This is a genomic window from Enterobacter cloacae complex sp. P13B (assembly GCF_014895915.1).
In the GTDB taxonomy this organism is placed as follows: Bacteria; Pseudomonadota; Gammaproteobacteria; order Enterobacterales; family Enterobacteriaceae; genus Enterobacter; species Enterobacter bugandensis.
Window position 1 is genome coordinate 44,340 of record NZ_JADBQN010000041.1, and the last position, 17,377, is coordinate 61,716.

15 protein-coding genes are annotated in these 17,377 nt (G+C 57.7%); 9 read left to right on the top strand and 6 right to left on the bottom strand.

Going from position 1 to position 17,377, the window contains the following annotated elements; genetic code table 11:
• The first annotated feature begins 146 nt into the window (after positions 1–146).
• The 5 genes from opgC to IM273_RS17355 are packed head-to-tail and all read left to right on the top strand — an operon-like array spanning position 147 to position 4,253.
• On the top strand, positions 147–1,364 hold the full coding sequence (gene opgC / locus IM273_RS17335) for an OpgC domain-containing protein (protein ID WP_193049932.1): 1,218 nt from the start codon (positions 147–149) through the stop codon (positions 1,362–1,364).
• Between the two features lie 11 nt (positions 1,365–1,375).
• Entirely contained in the window at positions 1,376–2,275 is a 900-nt protein-coding gene (locus IM273_RS17340) for a hypothetical protein (protein WP_193049934.1), read from the top strand.
• 9 nt (positions 2,276–2,284) lie between these two features.
• Positions 2,285–3,499, top strand: coding sequence for a PP2C family protein-serine/threonine phosphatase (locus IM273_RS17345; RefSeq protein ID WP_193049936.1), 1,215 nt, complete (start codon positions 2,285–2,287; stop codon positions 3,497–3,499).
• The gene (locus IM273_RS17350; RefSeq protein ID WP_028013194.1) at positions 3,489–3,827 is read left to right on the top strand and encodes an STAS domain-containing protein; all 339 of its coding nucleotides are present in this window, start codon (positions 3,489–3,491) and stop codon (positions 3,825–3,827) included. Before IM273_RS17345 ends, IM273_RS17350 begins: the two co-directional genes overlap by 11 nt.
• Positions 3,828–4,253: an ATP-binding protein gene (locus IM273_RS17355; protein ID WP_041909935.1), complete on the top strand. Its 426-nt coding sequence runs from the start codon at positions 3,828–3,830 to the stop codon at positions 4,251–4,253. It abuts the gene before it with no gap.
• A gap of 24 nt (positions 4,254–4,277) precedes the next feature.
• On the opposite strand, the gene IM273_RS17360 is transcribed toward IM273_RS17355, so the two are convergent.
• Positions 4,278–5,765 (bottom strand): UbiD family decarboxylase, encoded by a 1,488-nt coding sequence (locus IM273_RS17360; protein ID WP_193049939.1) that lies wholly within the window; start codon positions 5,763–5,765, stop codon positions 4,278–4,280.
• Positions 5,766–5,878: 113 nt separating this feature from the next.
• On the opposite strand from IM273_RS17360, the gene IM273_RS17365 reads away from it, so the two are divergent.
• Positions 5,879–6,763 carry a LysR substrate-binding domain-containing protein gene (locus IM273_RS17365; RefSeq protein ID WP_041909939.1) on the top strand — a complete coding sequence of 295 codons (885 nt, stop codon included), beginning with the start codon at positions 5,879–5,881 and terminating at the stop codon, positions 6,761–6,763.
• Here the strand turns inward: IM273_RS17365 and IM273_RS17370 are convergent.
• From IM273_RS17370 to IM273_RS17385, 4 genes are all read right to left on the bottom strand, one after another.
• Complete coding sequence (locus IM273_RS17370; RefSeq protein ID WP_193049941.1) at positions 6,754–7,665, bottom strand: LysR family transcriptional regulator; 912 nt, start codon at positions 7,663–7,665, stop codon at positions 6,754–6,756. The two genes, IM273_RS17365 and IM273_RS17370, sit on opposite strands and share 10 nt — an antisense overlap.
• A 4-nt stretch (positions 7,666–7,669) precedes the next feature.
• Positions 7,670–8,656 carry an MBL fold metallo-hydrolase gene (locus tag IM273_RS17375; RefSeq protein WP_193049943.1) on the bottom strand — a complete coding sequence of 329 codons (987 nt, stop codon included), beginning with the start codon at positions 8,654–8,656 and terminating at the stop codon, positions 7,670–7,672.
• 141 nt (positions 8,657–8,797) lie between these two features.
• Complete coding sequence (locus IM273_RS17380) at positions 8,798–9,550, bottom strand: 5'-nucleotidase, lipoprotein e(P4) family (protein WP_193049945.1); 753 nt, start codon at positions 9,548–9,550, stop codon at positions 8,798–8,800.
• A gap of 77 nt (positions 9,551–9,627) precedes the next feature.
• Positions 9,628–10,155 carry an N-acetyltransferase gene (locus IM273_RS17385; RefSeq protein ID WP_041909946.1) on the bottom strand — a complete coding sequence of 176 codons (528 nt, stop codon included), beginning with the start codon at positions 10,153–10,155 and terminating at the stop codon, positions 9,628–9,630.
• 132 nt (positions 10,156–10,287) lie between these two features.
• On the opposite strand from IM273_RS17385, the gene treZ reads away from it, so the two are divergent.
• The 3 genes from treZ to glgX are packed head-to-tail and all read left to right on the top strand — an operon-like array spanning position 10,288 to position 16,631.
• Positions 10,288–12,075, top strand: coding sequence for a malto-oligosyltrehalose trehalohydrolase (gene treZ / locus IM273_RS17390; RefSeq protein ID WP_193049947.1), 1,788 nt, complete (start codon positions 10,288–10,290; stop codon positions 12,073–12,075).
• Positions 12,072–14,540 (top strand): malto-oligosyltrehalose synthase, encoded by a 2,469-nt coding sequence (gene treY, locus IM273_RS17395; RefSeq protein WP_193049949.1) that lies wholly within the window; start codon positions 12,072–12,074, stop codon positions 14,538–14,540. Before treZ ends, treY begins: the two co-directional genes overlap by 4 nt.
• Before the next feature lie 15 nt (positions 14,541–14,555).
• The gene (gene glgX / locus IM273_RS17400) at positions 14,556–16,631 is read left to right on the top strand and encodes a glycogen debranching protein GlgX (RefSeq protein WP_193049951.1); all 2,076 of its coding nucleotides are present in this window, start codon (positions 14,556–14,558) and stop codon (positions 16,629–16,631) included.
• A gap of 1 nt (position 16,632) precedes the next feature.
• Here glgX and IM273_RS17405 read toward each other — a convergent pair whose 3' ends face one another.
• Positions 16,633–17,178 carry a winged helix DNA-binding protein gene (locus tag IM273_RS17405; protein ID WP_041909953.1) on the bottom strand — a complete coding sequence of 182 codons (546 nt, stop codon included), beginning with the start codon at positions 17,176–17,178 and terminating at the stop codon, positions 16,633–16,635.
• Between the last annotated feature and the right edge of the window lie 199 nt (positions 17,179–17,377).

Here is a 17,377-nt window from a genome sequence, read left to right on the forward strand (position 1 = left end):
GTTTTTATTAATATGTAGCAGTGATTAATTTGGATTTAATTCTGCTTAATATATTTCATATGCCGGTGATAAATTGCAGTTACTATTCCTTTAGACTATCTACTTTATTTAGACCTTAATTTTCGTTTTCAGGCAAAGGACACCCTATGAGCCATGTTGCGCCGTCTATTTCGCAAGAAGATGACGCTAAATCAATGACATGGAGGTATGTCGTTGCAGGTGCCCGTGACCTGAGAATTGACTTTATGCGCGGCATTGCCCTCGTCATGATGGTCGTGGCGCATACGGAGGTGATGTCGATATTTAATATATTCTCTTGGGAGCGTTTTGGGTTAACAACAGGTGCAGAAGGCTTTGTCATTCTCTCCGGGTTTATGCTGGGAATGCTGAATCGCGCGCGTCTGCAAAAAGTGGTTTTGCTTACGGTTTCCTGGGGACTTTATCTCAGGGCATGGAAAATATATCGCGTAAATATCATTATCATAGTGTCGTTTATTCTGCTGGCCTATATCCCACATATTAACGTTTTCGAGGTCACCCATTTTACCGACCGCTTTTCGGGTCAAAGCTGGTCGCTTTATCCTGTGACGCCGCAAATTAAAGAGACCTGGTTCAACATTATTCTCTATTTGCAGATCGGCCCCCACCAGACGCAAATTCTCGGACTGTATATCTTTTTGCTGCTACTCAGCCCGCTATTTTTAGGGATGCTGCAGAAAGGAAAAGTCTGGTGGCTGTTAGGGCTGTCGCTGCTGGTGTACAGCCTGTGGCAGCGGTGGCCGCTTCGGCTGACGCCGTCGGAATTCGAATTTGCCTTCCCGCTGCTCGCCTGGCAGTTCATCTTTGTGCTGGGCATGGCCAGCGGCTGGTATAAAGCCGAACTGCTCTCGTTCGCCCGGACGCCCCCGGGCAAAGGGGTGGTGGTGGCGCTGGTCATGGTGTCACTGGTGCTGGGATTTGTTGCCCAGAACCATACCAACCCGTTTATGCCGCCCGCGCTGCTGATGCACGTCATCCCGCCTGACAGCTTCAATTCGTTTTATCACACCTGGGCGGCGAAGAATGGGCTGGGCCCGGTGCGGGTATTGAACGATATCGCCCTGATGGTCACCGTCTACCTGGTGCTGACGTATTGCTGGACGCCGCTCAACCGCCTGCTGGGATGGTTCCTCATCCCGCTAGGGCAGCACTCGCTCTATACCTTTATTTTGCATGTTTACGTGGTGCTGCTGGTGAGTCAGTTCATTACCTTCGATTTATGGCGTCACGCCTGGATAGAGAACACGTTAGTGCATGCGGCGGCACTGGGTATTTTGTGGCTGATGGCAAAATACGACGTCGGCGCACGCTGGATACCTAACTAAGGATGGCGGTTATGCGCGAAAAATGGCTTCTGGCGGGCGTGCTGCTCGCCGCGATACCCGCCGCGGAGGCGGCGCAAAGCAGTGATAAAGAAACCCTGCGCGATAAGAACGGTGAACCCGTTCAGGCAGGCGTTTTTACCAGCCGTTGGGGGCGCCTGTTCTCGGGTAACGACAAGAAATTCTCAGGTGCGCTTAGCTTTAGCTCGGGACTGAAAGAGCAGTGGATGAGCATTCCTAACAGTTCAGACACCGCCACGGAAAAGAAAAAGATTAACCAGACGCTGAATCTCAGCCTTCAGTATTCCCCCTACAGCTTCTGGTTTGCCAACATTACGTCCCGACTGCCGGTAAGAGACACCAGCCGCTACACCGCCGATTTTCGCTACAGCTTCGGCTACGATGACTGGCACGCCAACACCGTGAGTCTGGTTTACAGCAACTACGGCGATAACCATTTCTGGACATCGGGCAGCCGACGACACACCTATTTCGAACAGGGCGCCTTCACGCTGGCTTATAAGTTTTCGCTACCGAAACCGGTTGAAAACACACTCCTGATTAATAAAGGGGATTCCATCATTTGCCAGGTCGGGTACAGCTGGGTACCGCGCTACTACGACCTCAGCAGCGATGACATCCGCAAAAATAAAAACGTCATGCTCGGCGGCTGTGGCTACACCTTCAAACAACATTTCTTCTTTCGCGCGACGGCATTCTGGTTCCCTGACAGCAGCCAGCAGCAGCCCTGGAACGGCGATTACAGCTACAGCTTCGGTTATGCCGGCTATACGCCGGGTTCGTTCTCCATCCAGTACGCGAACTATGCGGGAACGCGCTATCCGGGGCACGGCAACGGGAATGCAAAATTCAGGGAAGGGACCGTGAGCCTCATCTGGTTCTTACCGCTTTAGGAGGGATGTATGTCGGCGCTGCACGTGTTAATCGTTGAAGATTCGCTGATTTATCGTCGGTTACTCTCCCGAATGCTCACCCAGTGGGGATATATCGTGAGCGAGGCGGAAAATGGTGTCGACGCGCTGGAAATCTTGTCCAGCCAGCCGGTCAGCATGGTGATAAGCGACTGGGAAATGCCGGAAATGGACGGACTGACGCTGTGTCAGACCATCCGCAACCGTCAGTTTGGCCGCTACGTGTATATCATCCTGTTGACGGCCCGCGAGAATGCCGGGGACGTGACGCAGGGGTTTGATGCCGGAGCGGATGATTTTTTGAGTAAGCCCGTTGAGCAGGCTGAACTGCGGGCGCGGCTCCATGCCGGGGTCCGTATTCTTACGCTGGAGGCGACCCTCGCGGCGCACAACAAGCGCCTGAGTGAAGCGTTGCATCAGATTGAAAAAGATCTGGAACTGGCTGCGCGCGTTCAGCACTCGGTGCTGCCTTCACGCCGCTTACGCTATGGCGACTACTTCTCCGACTGGCTTTTCCTGCCGTCAGCCTGGGTTTCGGGCGATGTGTTCAATATTTTCCCTCTGGATTCACATCTGGGATTCTATTGCGTTGATGTCTCGGGTCACGGCGTGGGGGCCGCGATGATGTCCCTCGCGGTGGCTCGCCAGTTTTTACATGGCCGGGTGGTGGATCGCTTTCTGTTTACCGAAGAGGGGGGGATTCAGTCACCTGCGGAGGTTGTCAGGATGTTGAACAGCCGCTTTTGCAGTGAAGAGAGCGACATCACCAGTTATTTCACGCTCATTTACGGCGTGATCGATCCAGAGACTGGTGAAGGGTGGCTGTGCCAGGCCGGGCATCCTACTCCCTTCATTGTGAATGCGGACAGCGCCGTCACGTCCGTGGGCGATGGCGGACCGCCGGTCGGGCTAATCCCGGATCTGAGCTGGGAAGACGTCGCGTTTACCCTCCATCCGGGGGATCGCTTATGCTTATTCAGTGACGGTATTACCGAGTGTGAGAACGTCAGCGGCGAGCAGTTTGGCACGCAACGTCTCGAACGCTGGCTTCATGAGCATGCCCGGCTCCACGTTGACCAGCTCCTGCCGCGGTTCGGTGACCACCTGACCGGCTGGCGCAATGCAAATCGTGATGAACCGATCGCCTTAACCGATGACGTGTCACTGCTCGTGATTGAGCGTCAGGGAGAACAGAATGATAATTAACACCGAACGATTACCGCATGCCAACATTCTCACGCCCGCGGTCCGACGGCTGGACGCCTCCGTTGCTGCGACGTTTAAAGCGTCCGTGACGGAGGAAATCGGCAGCGATCGTAAAGCCTTAATCGTCGACTTTAGCAAAGTGGATTTCATCGACAGCAGCGGGCTGGGGATGCTGGTGTCGTTGTTTAAGCTGATGAACGGAAAAGGCGACATGGCGCTGTGCTCTCTGAACCCCGGGATCATGAACATGTTCACCCTGACCCGAATGGATCGCATCTTCCGTATCTATCCGGATAAACATAGCGCGCTTGCACAGCTGGGGCAGTAGATGCAGAGGCCAGAGCATGCTGAATTTCCGGCGGCGATCGCGTCCCTGACGCCGCTGTCCGACTGGCTGAGAGACAGGCTGAGCGCGCTTCCCGTCGATGACGAGTGGCGTTTCGCCTTCGATCTCGCCGTTTGTGAAGTGGCAACGAATATCATCCGCTACGCGCTTCATGAGGATAATTCGTGCGTCTTTAGCGTACAGTTCGCCATCCGCGGCAATGACGTCTGCCTTGTTTTTACTGACGCGGGTGACGCGTTCCCGCAGGAGCGTCTTGAGATCGCCCGGCGAGACCGTTTTTGCGAAATGTCGCCGCTGCTGGAGAGCGGCAGGGGGCTGATGCTCATATTGCTGAGCGTCGATCGTTTCACTGTTGAACGCGTGGCGGGTGAAAATATCGCCACGCTTGAAAAGAAAATACGCGTATGATCTGCGGGCCATACGCGCGTGATTTTATTTCTTATCGGCAAACAGCTCCGGCGCCCACGGACGTGGATCCACTTCCATAAACGGCGCGCGCTCGAAGCGGTCCTTCAGCGCCCACGGCACCGTGCAGTCGAAGATCGTCTTGCAGGAGATGCCGTTGCCGCGAATCGAGGTGCTGTACTCCGGCGACTGGGACGGATCCAGCTGGTGGCCGCGGATCCCCGGAATATTGGTGATGCTCACATCGCCCTGCATGCGCGTCGTCATCGCCCACAGGATGTCGTCGCTGTCGAAAATATCCACATCTTCGTCGACAAGAATAATGTTTTTCAGCTCCGAATAGGTGGCTAAGGCGATGAGCGCCGCCTGGCCCTGGCGTCCTTCGTCTGACGGCTGGCGTTTTTTCACCTGCAATATGCCGAGGAACTTACCGCCGCCCGCGGTATGGGCATAGACGTTTTGCAGGAAGCCCGGAATTGCCTCTTCAACGGCATTACGGATGCTGGCCTCGGTCGGCAGTCCGGCCAGCGTGGTATGTTCTTCCCCCGGTCCCACCAGCGTCTGCAGGATCGCGTGGTTGCGCATGGTCACGGCTTTCACTTTGATCACCGGCAGGGAGGGATTCGCCTCACCGCAGTAGCCCGGGAACTCCGGCATCGCGTGGCCAGTGTTGGTATGCTGATCCTCTCTTACGCGCACGCCCGGAAGCAGTTCGCCTTCGATGATGATTTCCGCCCGTGCGATGGCTTTCTCTTTGACCGCCACGCCCTGCACCAGCTCGACCGGCTGCTGGCGCAGCGCCCCGGCGACGCCCAGCTCGTTGTAGCCAAACGGCGTGGTAGGGGCCTCAAAGCATGCGCCGATATAGATGGCGGGGTCGAGACCCATGTTGATCGTCACCGGCAGCGGTTTTCCGGCATCCTCCGCTTTTTTACGGAAGACTTCGATATGTCGCCCGGCGGCAAGGAACATGGAAAGCTCGTCGCGCTCCTGCACGCAGAGGCGGTGAATGGTGACATCCGTCAGCGAGCTGTCTTCCGGATCGCTTGCCAGCACCAGCCCCAGGCAGAAAAACGGACCGGCATCAATTGGCGTATTGGTCGGTGCCGGAAGCAATTTGCGAAGATCGAAGTCAGGATCGTCAGCGTAGAAGACCTGTTCCTGGCAGGGGGCCTGCGAGGCCGGAACGACAACCGGTGCGACCGGCTTTTTCACCGCATGGCCAACGTGTTTTGCCAGTTCAGACGGTTCGCAGCCTAACAGCAGCGCCGCGCGCTTGCGGCTGGCGTGCATGCCCACCAGAATGCGGGAGCCCGGATAGCCCTTAACGCTGTTGAACATCATGGCCGGACCCGTGCGGGTCGGACGTTTGACCGTGCCGCCTGCGCCGATATGGCGATAGACACCCGCCAGTTCCGCGTTGGGATCGACCGGATGATCGGTTTCAATATACTGGCCTTCGTGGCGCTGCAGTAAGGCGATGGCGCTGCGGAGATCGTTGACTTGATTTTCCATATTTTCCTCCCTCGGTTGAATACCTCCATTTTTCTGGCAAAGACCAATAGCATCAATTAAATCATTTCTGTTAAATTGATAAGTAAATTTATATCAATACAGGGAGACGTCTCGTGCAGTTTCGTCAGATGCGCCACTTCATTGTCGTTGCCGAAGAGCTCCACATGCACCGGGCCGCCGAGCGTCTGAACATCGCCCAACCGGCGCTGAGCCAGCAGATAAAGGCGCTGGAAGAACGTTTAGGCGTCACGCTTTTCAGCCGGGCGAACCGCCGCTTAACCCTGACGCCCGCGGGCGAAGCGTTTCTGGTCAAAGCCCGGCTTGCCATCTCGTTGACCGAGCAGGCGGTGCTGGATGCCAGACAAACGGCACGGGGTGAGCAGGGGGAGTTAAACCTGGGGTGCGTGTCGAGTGCGATGTTTGACGGCAGGCTGCCCGCCGCGCTGCGCCAGATGCACAGCCGCTGGCCGGCCATTACCATGTCCCTGATGACGGGAAATGTGCAGACGCTCTACGCCGCCGTGCAGAGCAACCAGCTGGACGTGGCCATCATCCGCGCGCCGCTGCCGTCGCTGCCTGACGATCTGCAAAGCCGGCCGTTCACCTCGGAGAAAACGGTGCTGGCGCTCTCTCGTCAGCATCCGCTCGCCGGATCGTCCGCGCTGACGCTTTCGTCGGTGAAAGACGAAAAATGGATCTCGCTGCGCGATCCGGAGGGAATGGGGCTGGAGCAGTACTTCTATGACGCCTGCAGCGGGGCGGGCTTTCAGCCGGACGTGGTGCAAAATGCGACCGACGTGCCCACGGTGATAAGCCTTGTTGCGGCCGGATTTGGGCTGGCGCTGCTGCCCGCGTCGGCAAAGGCAGTGAGCGTTGAGAATGTCGTCTACGTGGACATCCTCGACCGGCTGCGGGAGAGCGAACTCACCCTGGTTTGCCACCGGATTATTCGTTCAGAAGTGCTTAAAAAGTTTCTGGTCACGCTCGATCACACCTGACGTCCGGCGGCCCGCAGCAGCTGCCCGCGCAGCCAGGCGTTCGCCGGATCCTGGCTGTTTTTCGGGTGCCAGTACATGTTGATGGTAATCGGCTGGAGCGGCAGCGGCGGTGGGAAAATATCCAGCGTGCTGGCAAACTGCTTCAGCATCCGTTCCGGCAGGGTACATACCAGGTCGGTACCGGCAACCAGCGCAGGCGCCATAGCGTAGCTCTGGGTGGACATGGCAACGTGTCGCTGATAGCCCAGCCCGGCGAGGGTTTGGTCGACAAATCCGGTAAAGGGATCTCCCGCCGACGACACCACCAGATGGGAAAGCGCGCAGTAGCTTTCCAAATCTAACGGACCTGTTCCACGCGGATGAGCTTTGCGCTGGGCGGTGGCAAACGCGTCGTCGAGAAGTTTGCGCCTCACCCATCCGTCATGGGCGCCCGCGCTCACGCCGATGTAGATATCCACATCACCGTTTTCCAGCTGCTGCGGCAGGTCTACCATCTCCGGCAGGGCGAAGCGCAGGCGGATGCCGGGGGCATCGGTACTCACCTGGTTAAGCAGCGCGGTGCCGAGCATCAGCGCCGGGTTTTCATGTAGCGCGATAACAAATGTCCGGCTGCTGGTGTGCGCCTCAAACGTGGTGGGGGCGAACATCGCGCGGATGCCTCGTAGCACGCTTTCAACCTGTGGCCTCAACGCCTCCGCTCTCGGTGTGGGTAACACCCCACGTCCGTGTGGGGAGGGAATAAACAGCGGCTCGCCAAACAGCGTGCGCAGACGCGCGAGACGGGCAGAGAGCGCGGGCTGGCTGATGCCCAGCCGCGCGGCCGCATGAGTGATGTTCCTGTCCTGAAGCAGGGCGTCCAGCGCCAGGAGCAGGTCGATGTCCATGTCAGATATACGCGACATCACTCTACTTCGCGCCGCTGGCGTCCCGGTTGGTATAGGTAACAGGGACCCAGGCATAGCCGCCTTTCTCACCTTTCGTCACATAGCCGATGCCCGGGAAAGGCAGATGGGGCGCGGCAATAAGGTCTTTATTTTTCACAAAGTCAGCGAACGCATGCTCGCGTACGCTTGCCGCTTTGTTCTCATCTTCATCGTAGGTGATGGTCACCGCAGGCTGCGGGAACTGGACCGCCGCTGCGTGAATGATGTCGCCGACAAAGGTGATCTTCTCGCCTTTACTTGTCAGCGTGTAGAAGGCCGATCCCGGCGTATGTCCGGGGTGAACCGTGCCGGTCAGCCCCGGAAGAATCTCCGATGTGCCGCTAAACGGCACCACTTTACCCGCGTCAAGATAGGGTTTTAAGGTCTTCTGTGCGACATCAAAGTAGTTCTTGCCGTAGCCGGTTTTCTTCTGATTGTCGTCGTTAAAGAAAAAGTCGACGTCCGGTTTGCCAACGAAAACGCGCGCGTTGCTGAACACCACCTTGCCGTCTTTCACCAGGCCGCCCGCGTGGTCGGAATGGGCGTGGGTCAGCAGAACTTCAGTGATGTCCTCGGGTTTGACTCCCTGGGTGGCGAGGCTTTCAATCAGACGTCCGCCATTGCCGGGGCCAAAGAGCTGGCCGGAACCGGTATCCACCAGGATTTTGTGTCCGGGAATCGCAATCAGGAAGGCGTTGATGGACACTTCCGCCGGGTTGGTCTGAAAGTTTTTCGCGAGCAGTGCATCAATGTTTTGCGGCGTTGTCCGGCGCAGTAGCTTATGCAGATCCTGCGCAACGGTCCCGTCCGTAAACGACGTTACCAGAACGTCACCGACCTGCACGCTGTAACCGCCCGCCGGTTGTTTAACGACGTGCTGCGGCGTTTCTGCCGAGGCCTGCAGCGCAGGGTAGAACAGCAATGAACTGGAAATCAGCGTGGAAAGAGCAAGTTTTTTCACGGTAAGCATACGAGTCTCCTTTGAAAGTGCTCATCTTACTGCTCCGTAAAATTATAAGAACCTGCTCAGAAATGATAGGACCTATAAACGAGATAAATAGCACAGCGCAACAGCCGGGTGGTGGTGAAGCCTTTCCCGGCCCGTAAAGCGTTATTTTTTCAGCGGTACGTTCCAGCTATCCAGCGTGGCCCTGGACCAGGCACCATAAGCGGCATTTGGGAGCACAATCCAGTCGTTGCCGAAGTGTTCGGCGCTGGCTTCAACCAGCTCACGCTGCTGCTCGCTCGGTTTTTTGTTTTTGAACTGTACGGCGAAGTCCGGCAGGCTGTCGCCGAACAGCATCACGATCTGCTGCTTTTTGAGGATGCTCTGACGGCGCTCTTCCTTGCTGACCGTATCCAGCAGCACGCTTTCGTCAGACACCTGCGGCAGGCCGAGAGCGTTTAACGTCTTCAGCGTGTCGGCTTTGTTTTCCTGCATACGGTCCGAAACATAATAGATGCGGACCTTGCTTTGATTCACGTGGTCAAGAAAGGCCTTTGCTCCCGGAATTAAGCCGGGTTTTCCCTGTTTTTCCCAGTCGCTCCAGGTATCCCATTTTGTATAGTCGTGACACTGCGCCATGTCGCGCACCAGCAGAGGGGTGTTATCCAGCACCGTTTCATCCAGGTCCATCACCACGGCGTAATTTTCAGGTGTTTTCAGATCTTTTAATTTTTCGTTGAAACGCTCGGTGGCAAACCGATACGTCTGCAGCTGAAGGGCCAGAATCTCTGCCGATTTCTGCTGATAGCGCAGCGCCATTTCGTACGCTTTGGGTTCACACAGCTCGCGCTCAGCGGCCGTCGCCGCTGCACTCAAAACGGGTAATGCCAGCAGTAATGCCTTAGCCATTGAATTCACACTTCTTTCCTCAACACCGTGGTTAAAATCCCGAAAGCGTAATGAAGTTCAATGACAGAAATATGAAGGCTGCGGCGCTACACCAGCATGTAATACCAGAACAGGGCGACCTCGTCTTTTTCCGGTAAGGCGTTGTAGAGATACCGATCGTACCCGCCCAGGGTGAACCCGTAGTTACGGTAAAACAGACAGGCAGAGACGTTCACATTTTGTGTTTCAAGGCGTAATCCTGGCGCGTTTACGCTGCGGGCCCACACGTGCGCGGCAGCCATTAATTTTTGCGCGGCGCCGGTTCTGCGTCTGGTGCGATCAACGGCAATATAATCCACTGAAATAAATTTATTCCAGCCGATTGACGCGGTAATAAATCCGGCTAATTCACCGTCATCGGTTTCCGCAACAAGAAATATGGCGTCCGGATTAACGCAATGGTTTTCAAGCGTTTGGATGTCGAGTTCGTAGGTTTTTATCCAGGGCTCGGCGACGGCTTCAATATGCAAATCACAATGGATAAAGGGCTCTCGCGCTATGTGGCTAATGGTGAAAGAAAAGTCACAACATTCAAGACGGACGAGGTCCGTATTTAATCCTTTTCGAATCTGCATAGTATTCCCGGTAGTGAGTTATTTCATAAAGAATAGACGACGCGGTTAAATCCGCTGAGCTCACGCACTTGTGATCCTGGACTAAGCTTGTACTTCGTTCCGCGTAAAATGTGGGTCATTCGAGGACAATGAATGGAATTCAGGACATTTCAAAAGCAGTGGGGTGCTGAGTTTATTTCCGATGACGTGGTACGTTTTCGCGTCTGGGCAGAAGGACAGAAAGAACTTACGCTACGTCTGGCCGCCACCGACGTGCCGATGACGGCAACCGGCAACGGCTGGTTTCAGGCGGACGTCCCCGGCGTCATGCACGGTGCAGAGTATCAGTTTGTCCTGCAGGACGGCATGGCGGTACCCGACCCGGCATCGCGCGCGCAAAAGGGCGACGTTAATGGGCCATCGGTTGTTATCAATCCCCGACGCTATCAGCCGGTTAACCGGGACTGGGCAGGGCGGCCGTGGGAAGAGACGGTCATTTACGAGCTGCACGTCGGCACCTTTACCCCGGAGGGCACCTTCCGGGCGGCCATCGACAAGCTGCCCTATCTGGCGGAGCTCGGTATCACCCAGCTTGAAGTGATGCCCGTTTCCCAGTTTGGCGGAACCCGCGGCTGGGGCTACGACGGCGTGCTGCTGTATGCCCCGCACGCTGCCTACGGCACGCCGGAGGATTTTCACGCGTTTATCGACGCCGCGCACGGGCTGGGGCTTTCCGTGGTGCTGGATATCGTGCTCAACCACTTCGGCCCGGAGGGGAATTATCTCCCTCTGCTGTCGCCCGCGTTTTTTGATGCGGATCGAATGACGCCGTGGGGCAACGGTATCGCTTACGAGCGCGAGCCGGTGAGGCAGTACATCACCGATGCACCGCTATACTGGCTGACGGAGTACCGTCTGGACGGCCTGCGCTTTGATGCCATCGACCAGATTAAAGACAGCTCCGGGACGCACATTCTGGAGGAGATTGCCGCGAAGATCCGCGAGGCGATCCCGCACCGTCACGTTCACCTGACAACGGAAGACAGCCGCAACGTGATTTTCCTGCATCCGCGCGATGAACAGGGCAACACGCCGCTGTTCACCGCCGAGTGGAATGATGACTTCCACAATGCTGCCCACGTGTTTGCCACCGGCGAAACGCACGCCTACTACCAGGATTTTGCGTGTGAGCCGGAGAAAAAGTTCGCCCGTGCGCTGGCGGAAGGGTTTGTCTACCAGGGCGAGATTTCGCTGCAAACCGGGGAATCTCGCGGGGTGGAGTGCCGTACCCAGCCGCCGCAGTTCTTCGTCGATTTCATTCAGAACCACGATCAGACCGGCAATCGCGCCCAGGGGGAGCGGCTCATCACCCTCGCGGGGGCCGACAGGACGCGGGTGCTGCTTGCCGCGCTGCTGCTCTCTCCCCATATCCCGCTGCTGTTTATGGGCGAGGAGTTCGGTGAAACGCATCCGTTCCTGTTCTTCACCGATTTTCACGGCGACCTGGCAAAAGCGGTGCGGGAAGGGCGCGCGAAAGAGTTTACCGGCCACGCCGGGCACGATGAAGCCGTCCCGGATCCGAACGACGTTAATACCTTCGTTCGCTCAAAGCTCGACTGGCATAAGATTGCTACCGACGAAGGGAAAACGTGGCTGCGCTTCACCCGCCACCTGCTGACGTTGCGCCATCGCTATATCGTTCCGCTTCTGCATCAGGGCGGCATCGTTGAAGGCAAGGCGATCGAGACCGCGCCCGGCATGGTGGCGGTGAGCTGGCGCTTCCCGTCCGGGACGCTCTCTCTGGCGCTCAATATTGGCCCTAAGCCTGTCGACTTGCCCGCGCTCGCAGGGGAGACGCGCTTCGCCTGGCCGGAGGTAAACGACGTTTTGCCGCCGAACAGTATTGTCGTTCGCTTTGCTGATGGAGACGCATCGTTATGATCCCTTCCGCCACGTACCGTATTCAGTTCCGCAACGGCATGACGTTTGACCGCGCTGTCGAGCTGGTGCCGTATCTGAAAGACCTCGGCATCAGCCACCTCTACGCCTCGCCCGTGTTTACCGCCACAACGGGTTCCACCCACGGCTATGACGTGACCAACCCGAATGAAATTGACCCCGCGATTGGCGGTCGGGAAGGGTTTGACCGCATGGCCGCGGCGCTCAGGCAGGCTGGCATGGGGCTGATTCTGGATATTGTCCCGAACCATATGTCCACTTCGCTTGAAAACGCCTGGTGGCGGGACGTGATTGAATACGGGCATCAGAGCCGCTATTTCCACTATTTCGATATCGATGCGTCGCGCCCGCTTACGCTGCCGTTTCTCGGCGACACCTTTGAGGCGGAGCTGGAGAAGGGTGCCATTACATTAAAACGTGACCCTGTCACGAATAAAGCCTCTCTGGTCTATTACGACACGGCGTACCCGCTTAATCCGGGCACGTACAGCGAGGATAAAAGCATCGCCGAACTGCATGAGGCGCAGAGCTGGCGGCTGATGTCCTGGCGGGAAGCGCCGAAGCAGCTCTCATGGCGGCGCTTCTTCGAGATCACCGGTCTTGTAGGCGTACGGGTTGAAGACGAGGCGGTCTTTGACGACACGCACCGTCTCATTCTTGAGCTGGTTCACGCGGGCGTGGTTGACGGACTGCGCATTGACCATATTGACGGCCTGGCCGATCCGCTGGGTTATTTGCAGAAGCTGCGGCAGGCAGCCGGACCTGACTGTTACATCACGGTCGAAAAAATTCTCGCGAAGGGAGAGCAGCTCCCCACCGACTGGCCGGTTTCCGGCACCACCGGCTACGAGTTTATCGCCTCGCTGGCGGAGGTGCTGGTCGACGACGATAACCTCTCGCGCCTGGAGACAATCCACGACGAGACGCTGGGCGTCACGGTCGATCGCCACGCCGAACTGCGCGATGCCAAGGGTCTGATGACCGATCGTAATTTTGAGGGCGAGTTCACCACGCTGCTAAACCTTGCGGACGATCTGGCCCGCCGCAATGACGTTGCGCTGCCGCGCGAGGAGATCCGCCACGCGCTGCGCGAGCTGCTTATCGCCTTTCCGGTATACCGCACCTACGGCACTCGCGAGGGATTAACCCCGCCTGATGTGGCGCTGCTTAGCCGCGTGGTCGCCGGCGTAAATACGTCCGAAGCGGCCCTGAGCCTGATTGTCCGCATTCTTACCGGCGATCTGCCGGAAGATTGCCGCGACTGCGCCGCGCTTTTCAGAACCCGCTTCCAGCAGCTGACCGGGCCGCTGATGGCGAAGTCGGTGGAAGATACGCTGTTTTTCCGTCTGAACCTTGAGCTTGCGCTCAATGAAGTGGGCGCTGACCCGACGCCGCGCGCGTTCTCGTTATCCCGCTTTCACCAGGAGATGCGCATTCGTCTCGCCCGTCAGCCCGACGCGCTGCTGGGCACCTCCACGCACGATACCAAGCGCGGAGAAGACGCCCGGGCGCGGCTCTACACCCTGACGGAGGCGCCGGAACGCTGGGGAGAAAATCTCGCCCGCTGGCGGCAGATGAATCAGACCCAGGTGCGTTTTCTCAACGACGGCACCGCGCCGAACGCCGCCGATACCTGGATGATCTATCAGGCGCTGGCGGGCGTCTGGCCCGCCACGCTGTCGCCTGATGATGCCGAAGGGCTTGCATCGCTGGAGACGCGTTTCCTCGGCTTCCTTGAGAAAGCGCTTCGCGAGGCGAAGCAGCGCACCGACTGGATCGACAGCAACGAGGGCTATGAGAGCGTGGTGCTGAGCTACGCGCGGCATCTGCTTTCCCCGGATAACGCCCCGTTCCTGCACGATTTCAGCGAGGCGATGCAGCCCTTTATCCGCGCCGGGCTGATGAACAGCCTCAGCCAGACGGTCATCAAGCTGACGGCGCCCGGCGTGCCGGATATCTATCAGGGCAGCGAGGCGCTCAACTTTAGCCTCGTCGACCCGGATAACCGGCGGGAGCCGGACTTCAACGCGCTGGTGCAAAACCTCAGCGCGGCGGATGCTTCAGTGTTTGAACACCCGGCCTGCTGGCGGGAAGGCAGGGTAAAGCAGTTTGTCACCGCCACGCTGCTGCGGCTTCGACCGCATTACGACGCGCTTTTCCGCTACGGCGACTGGATGCCGCTCAAGGTTTCCGGTGAGCGCGAGGAGAACCTGATTGTCTATGCGCGCGTTAAAGACGAGGAGGCGCTGATCGTTGCCGTGCCGCGTCTGGTTTTTGGCATCACCGATAATCATCAGCTGTGGGTCAATACCACGGTAGCGATACCCGACGAACTGGCCGGGAAGCGCTATCGGGATCTGTTCAGCGGTGAAAGCCGCATTCTGCAAGAGACGCTGGATTTAACGTCAGAAAAGGGATGTGTACTGGTTCTGCTTACCTGCGAATAATCGTGGAGAACGAAAATGGCAAAGGAAACTACGTTTGAAATTCGGGCCGGTCATGGCCAGCAGTTGGGGGCGAATTATGACGGGAAGGGCGTTAACTTCGCGCTGTTCTCCGCGCACGCGGAGCGGGTGGAGCTCTGTCTGTTTGACCCGTCCGGGAAAACAGAAATCGCCCGGCTGGAGCTGCCGGAGTATACCCATGAGGTCTGGCACGGCTATGTGCCTGACCTGAAACCCGGTGCGCTGTACGGCTATCGCGTCTACGGCCCCTACGATCCGGAAAACGGTCACCGCTTTAACCCGCATAAGCTGCTTATTGACCCGTATGCCCGTGAACTGGTGGGCGATATCGACTGGAACGACGCCCATTTCGGCTATGAGCTGGGGCATGACGAACTGGATCTTAGCTTCGATACGCGGGACAGCGCGCCGTTTACGCCGAAATGCAAGGTTATCGACCCGAACGCTTTCGACTGGCAGGACAACAACCGGCCAAACGTGCCCTGGCCACATGCCGTCGTCTATGAGAGCCACGTGAAGGGCTTTACCCAGATGAACCCGGCCATCCCGCCCGAGCTGCGCGGGACGTTCGAGGGGATGGGACACAAAGCCTCGGTCGACTACATCAAAAGCCTCGGCATTACCTCGGTGGAGCTGCTACCCGTTCACTGGTTCCCGGACGACCAGCATCTGCTCGACCGTGGCCTGAAGAACTTCTGGGGCTATAACACGCTCGGCTTTTTTGCTCCGGCGTCGCGCTACTATGGCCCGGCGGGGATCCAGGGCTTTCGCGACATGGTGCGCGCCTATCATGACGCGGGCATCGAGGTGATTCTGGACGTGGTCTACAACCACACGGCGGAAGGTAACGAGCTGGGGCCGACGCTTTCATTCAAGGGCATTGATAACTACAGCTACTACCGCACGCTGCCGGACCAGCACCGGTATTACATTAACGACACCGGGACGGGGAACACGGTGAATACCTCCCACCCGCGCGTGCTGCAGATGGTGATGGATTCCTTGCGCTACTGGGCCGAATCCATGCACATTGACGGTTTTCGTTTCGACCTGGGGACGATTCTGGGCCGCGAGCCTGAGGGGTTCGACCCGCGCGGGGGCTTTTTCGACGCCGTTACCCAGGATCCGGTGCTCTCTAAGCTCAAGCTGATTGGCGAGCCCTGGGATATTGGCCCCGGCGGTTATCAGGTCGGTGGCTTCCCGCCAGGCTGGGGAGAGTGGAACGACAAATACCGCGATACCGTGCGCGAGTACTGGAAGGGGGACAACGTCTCGACGGACTTTGCCGCGCGTCTGCTGGGCTCCGGGGATCTGTACGACCTGCGCGGGCGTCGCCCGTGGGCCAGCGTCAACTTTATCACCGCCCACGACGGCTTTACGCTGAATGACCTGGTGTCGTACAACGAGAAGCACAACGCCGACAACGGCGAGGACAATAACGACGGGCATAACGATAACCGGTCGTACAACTATGGCGAAGAAGGGCCGACGGAGAACCCGGACATTATCGCCACCCGCGAACGGCAGAAGCGTAATTTCCTGACCACGCTGCTTTTCTCCCACGGTACGCCGATGCTGCTGGCGGGGGACGAGTTTGGCCGTACGCAGAAGGGCAACAACAACGGCTACTGCCAGGACAGCGAGATCTCATGGATCGACTGGAAGGGGCTGTCCGAAAACGACGCGGCGCTGCGCGAGTTCACCCGCCGGCTCATTGCCCTGCGCGCGCAGCAGCCGCTGCTGCGTCGTGAGAGCTGGCGCGACGGGCTGGAGATCCGCTGGTTCAATGCCGGAGGCGGTCCGCAGCAGTCCGAGCAGTGGGATGAAGGATCAACGCTCGGGGTCTCCATCAGCAGGCCGGATCTTCAGCAGGAGGACGGTATCTGGCACGACGTGCTGATGCTGTTCAATCCGTTTGAAGGCACCGTGCCGTTCCAGATCCCGCAGTTTGGCGAAGGGGGATGGGTGCTGGAGCTTTCTACGGCGGATGACGCTGCCGCCGGGACAGCGTTCACCGAAACCGTAGAGTACGAACTGGCCGGACGCAGCATTACCCTGTTCAGACGTCCGTAATTCAGAGTGATGCCGCCGCGCGGGCGGCGGTGTCATACAGGGAGGAGATCGCGCGTAGCAGCTGCGCGGTTTCGCCGATGGATTTCCCGGAAATGCCGCTCTCCGCATGAATGGCGATCAGACACGCTTCACGCACGTCCCGGTACTTCATGCACAACGCTTTCCCTTCCTCCGTGGTGGAGAAAAAGAGCTCTTTACCCGCTTTCTCGCTTGTCACGTAGCCCGCTTTGACCAGCTTTTTCAGGGCATAGGTCACTACATGCGTATCTTCCACGTTGAGAACAAAGCAGATATCGGCCAGCTTTTTCTTGCGGTCGCGGTGGTTCACGTGATGCAGCAGCGAGACGTCAAAAGCGCCCATATCCGGCTCTCCGGCTGCGGCCATGCAGCGCACCATCCACTTGTTAAACGCGTTGCCGGTCATGATCAGCGCGTACTCCAGCTCTGACAGTTCCGCGCAGCGCTCCGACACCAGATGGCGGGAGGAGACGATCCGGCCATCGTTGATATCATTGCAATCGGGTGAAGCACTCTTTTTCGAGGTCATAACGTTCCTTAGCCAGAAATGTAAACTCGTCGATAAAATAAGAACATTTTATTGATAATTTGTTTACATGTTTTTGAGGTTCAGATATAGCTTTTTAGCGCAGGTTTTGTGAAGCCTGGCGAAAAACACAACATCGCTCGCCGCAAATTAAAAAAATAGCCGTCGGCGCGCAACGCTCACTTTCGATAGGGTAAACGTT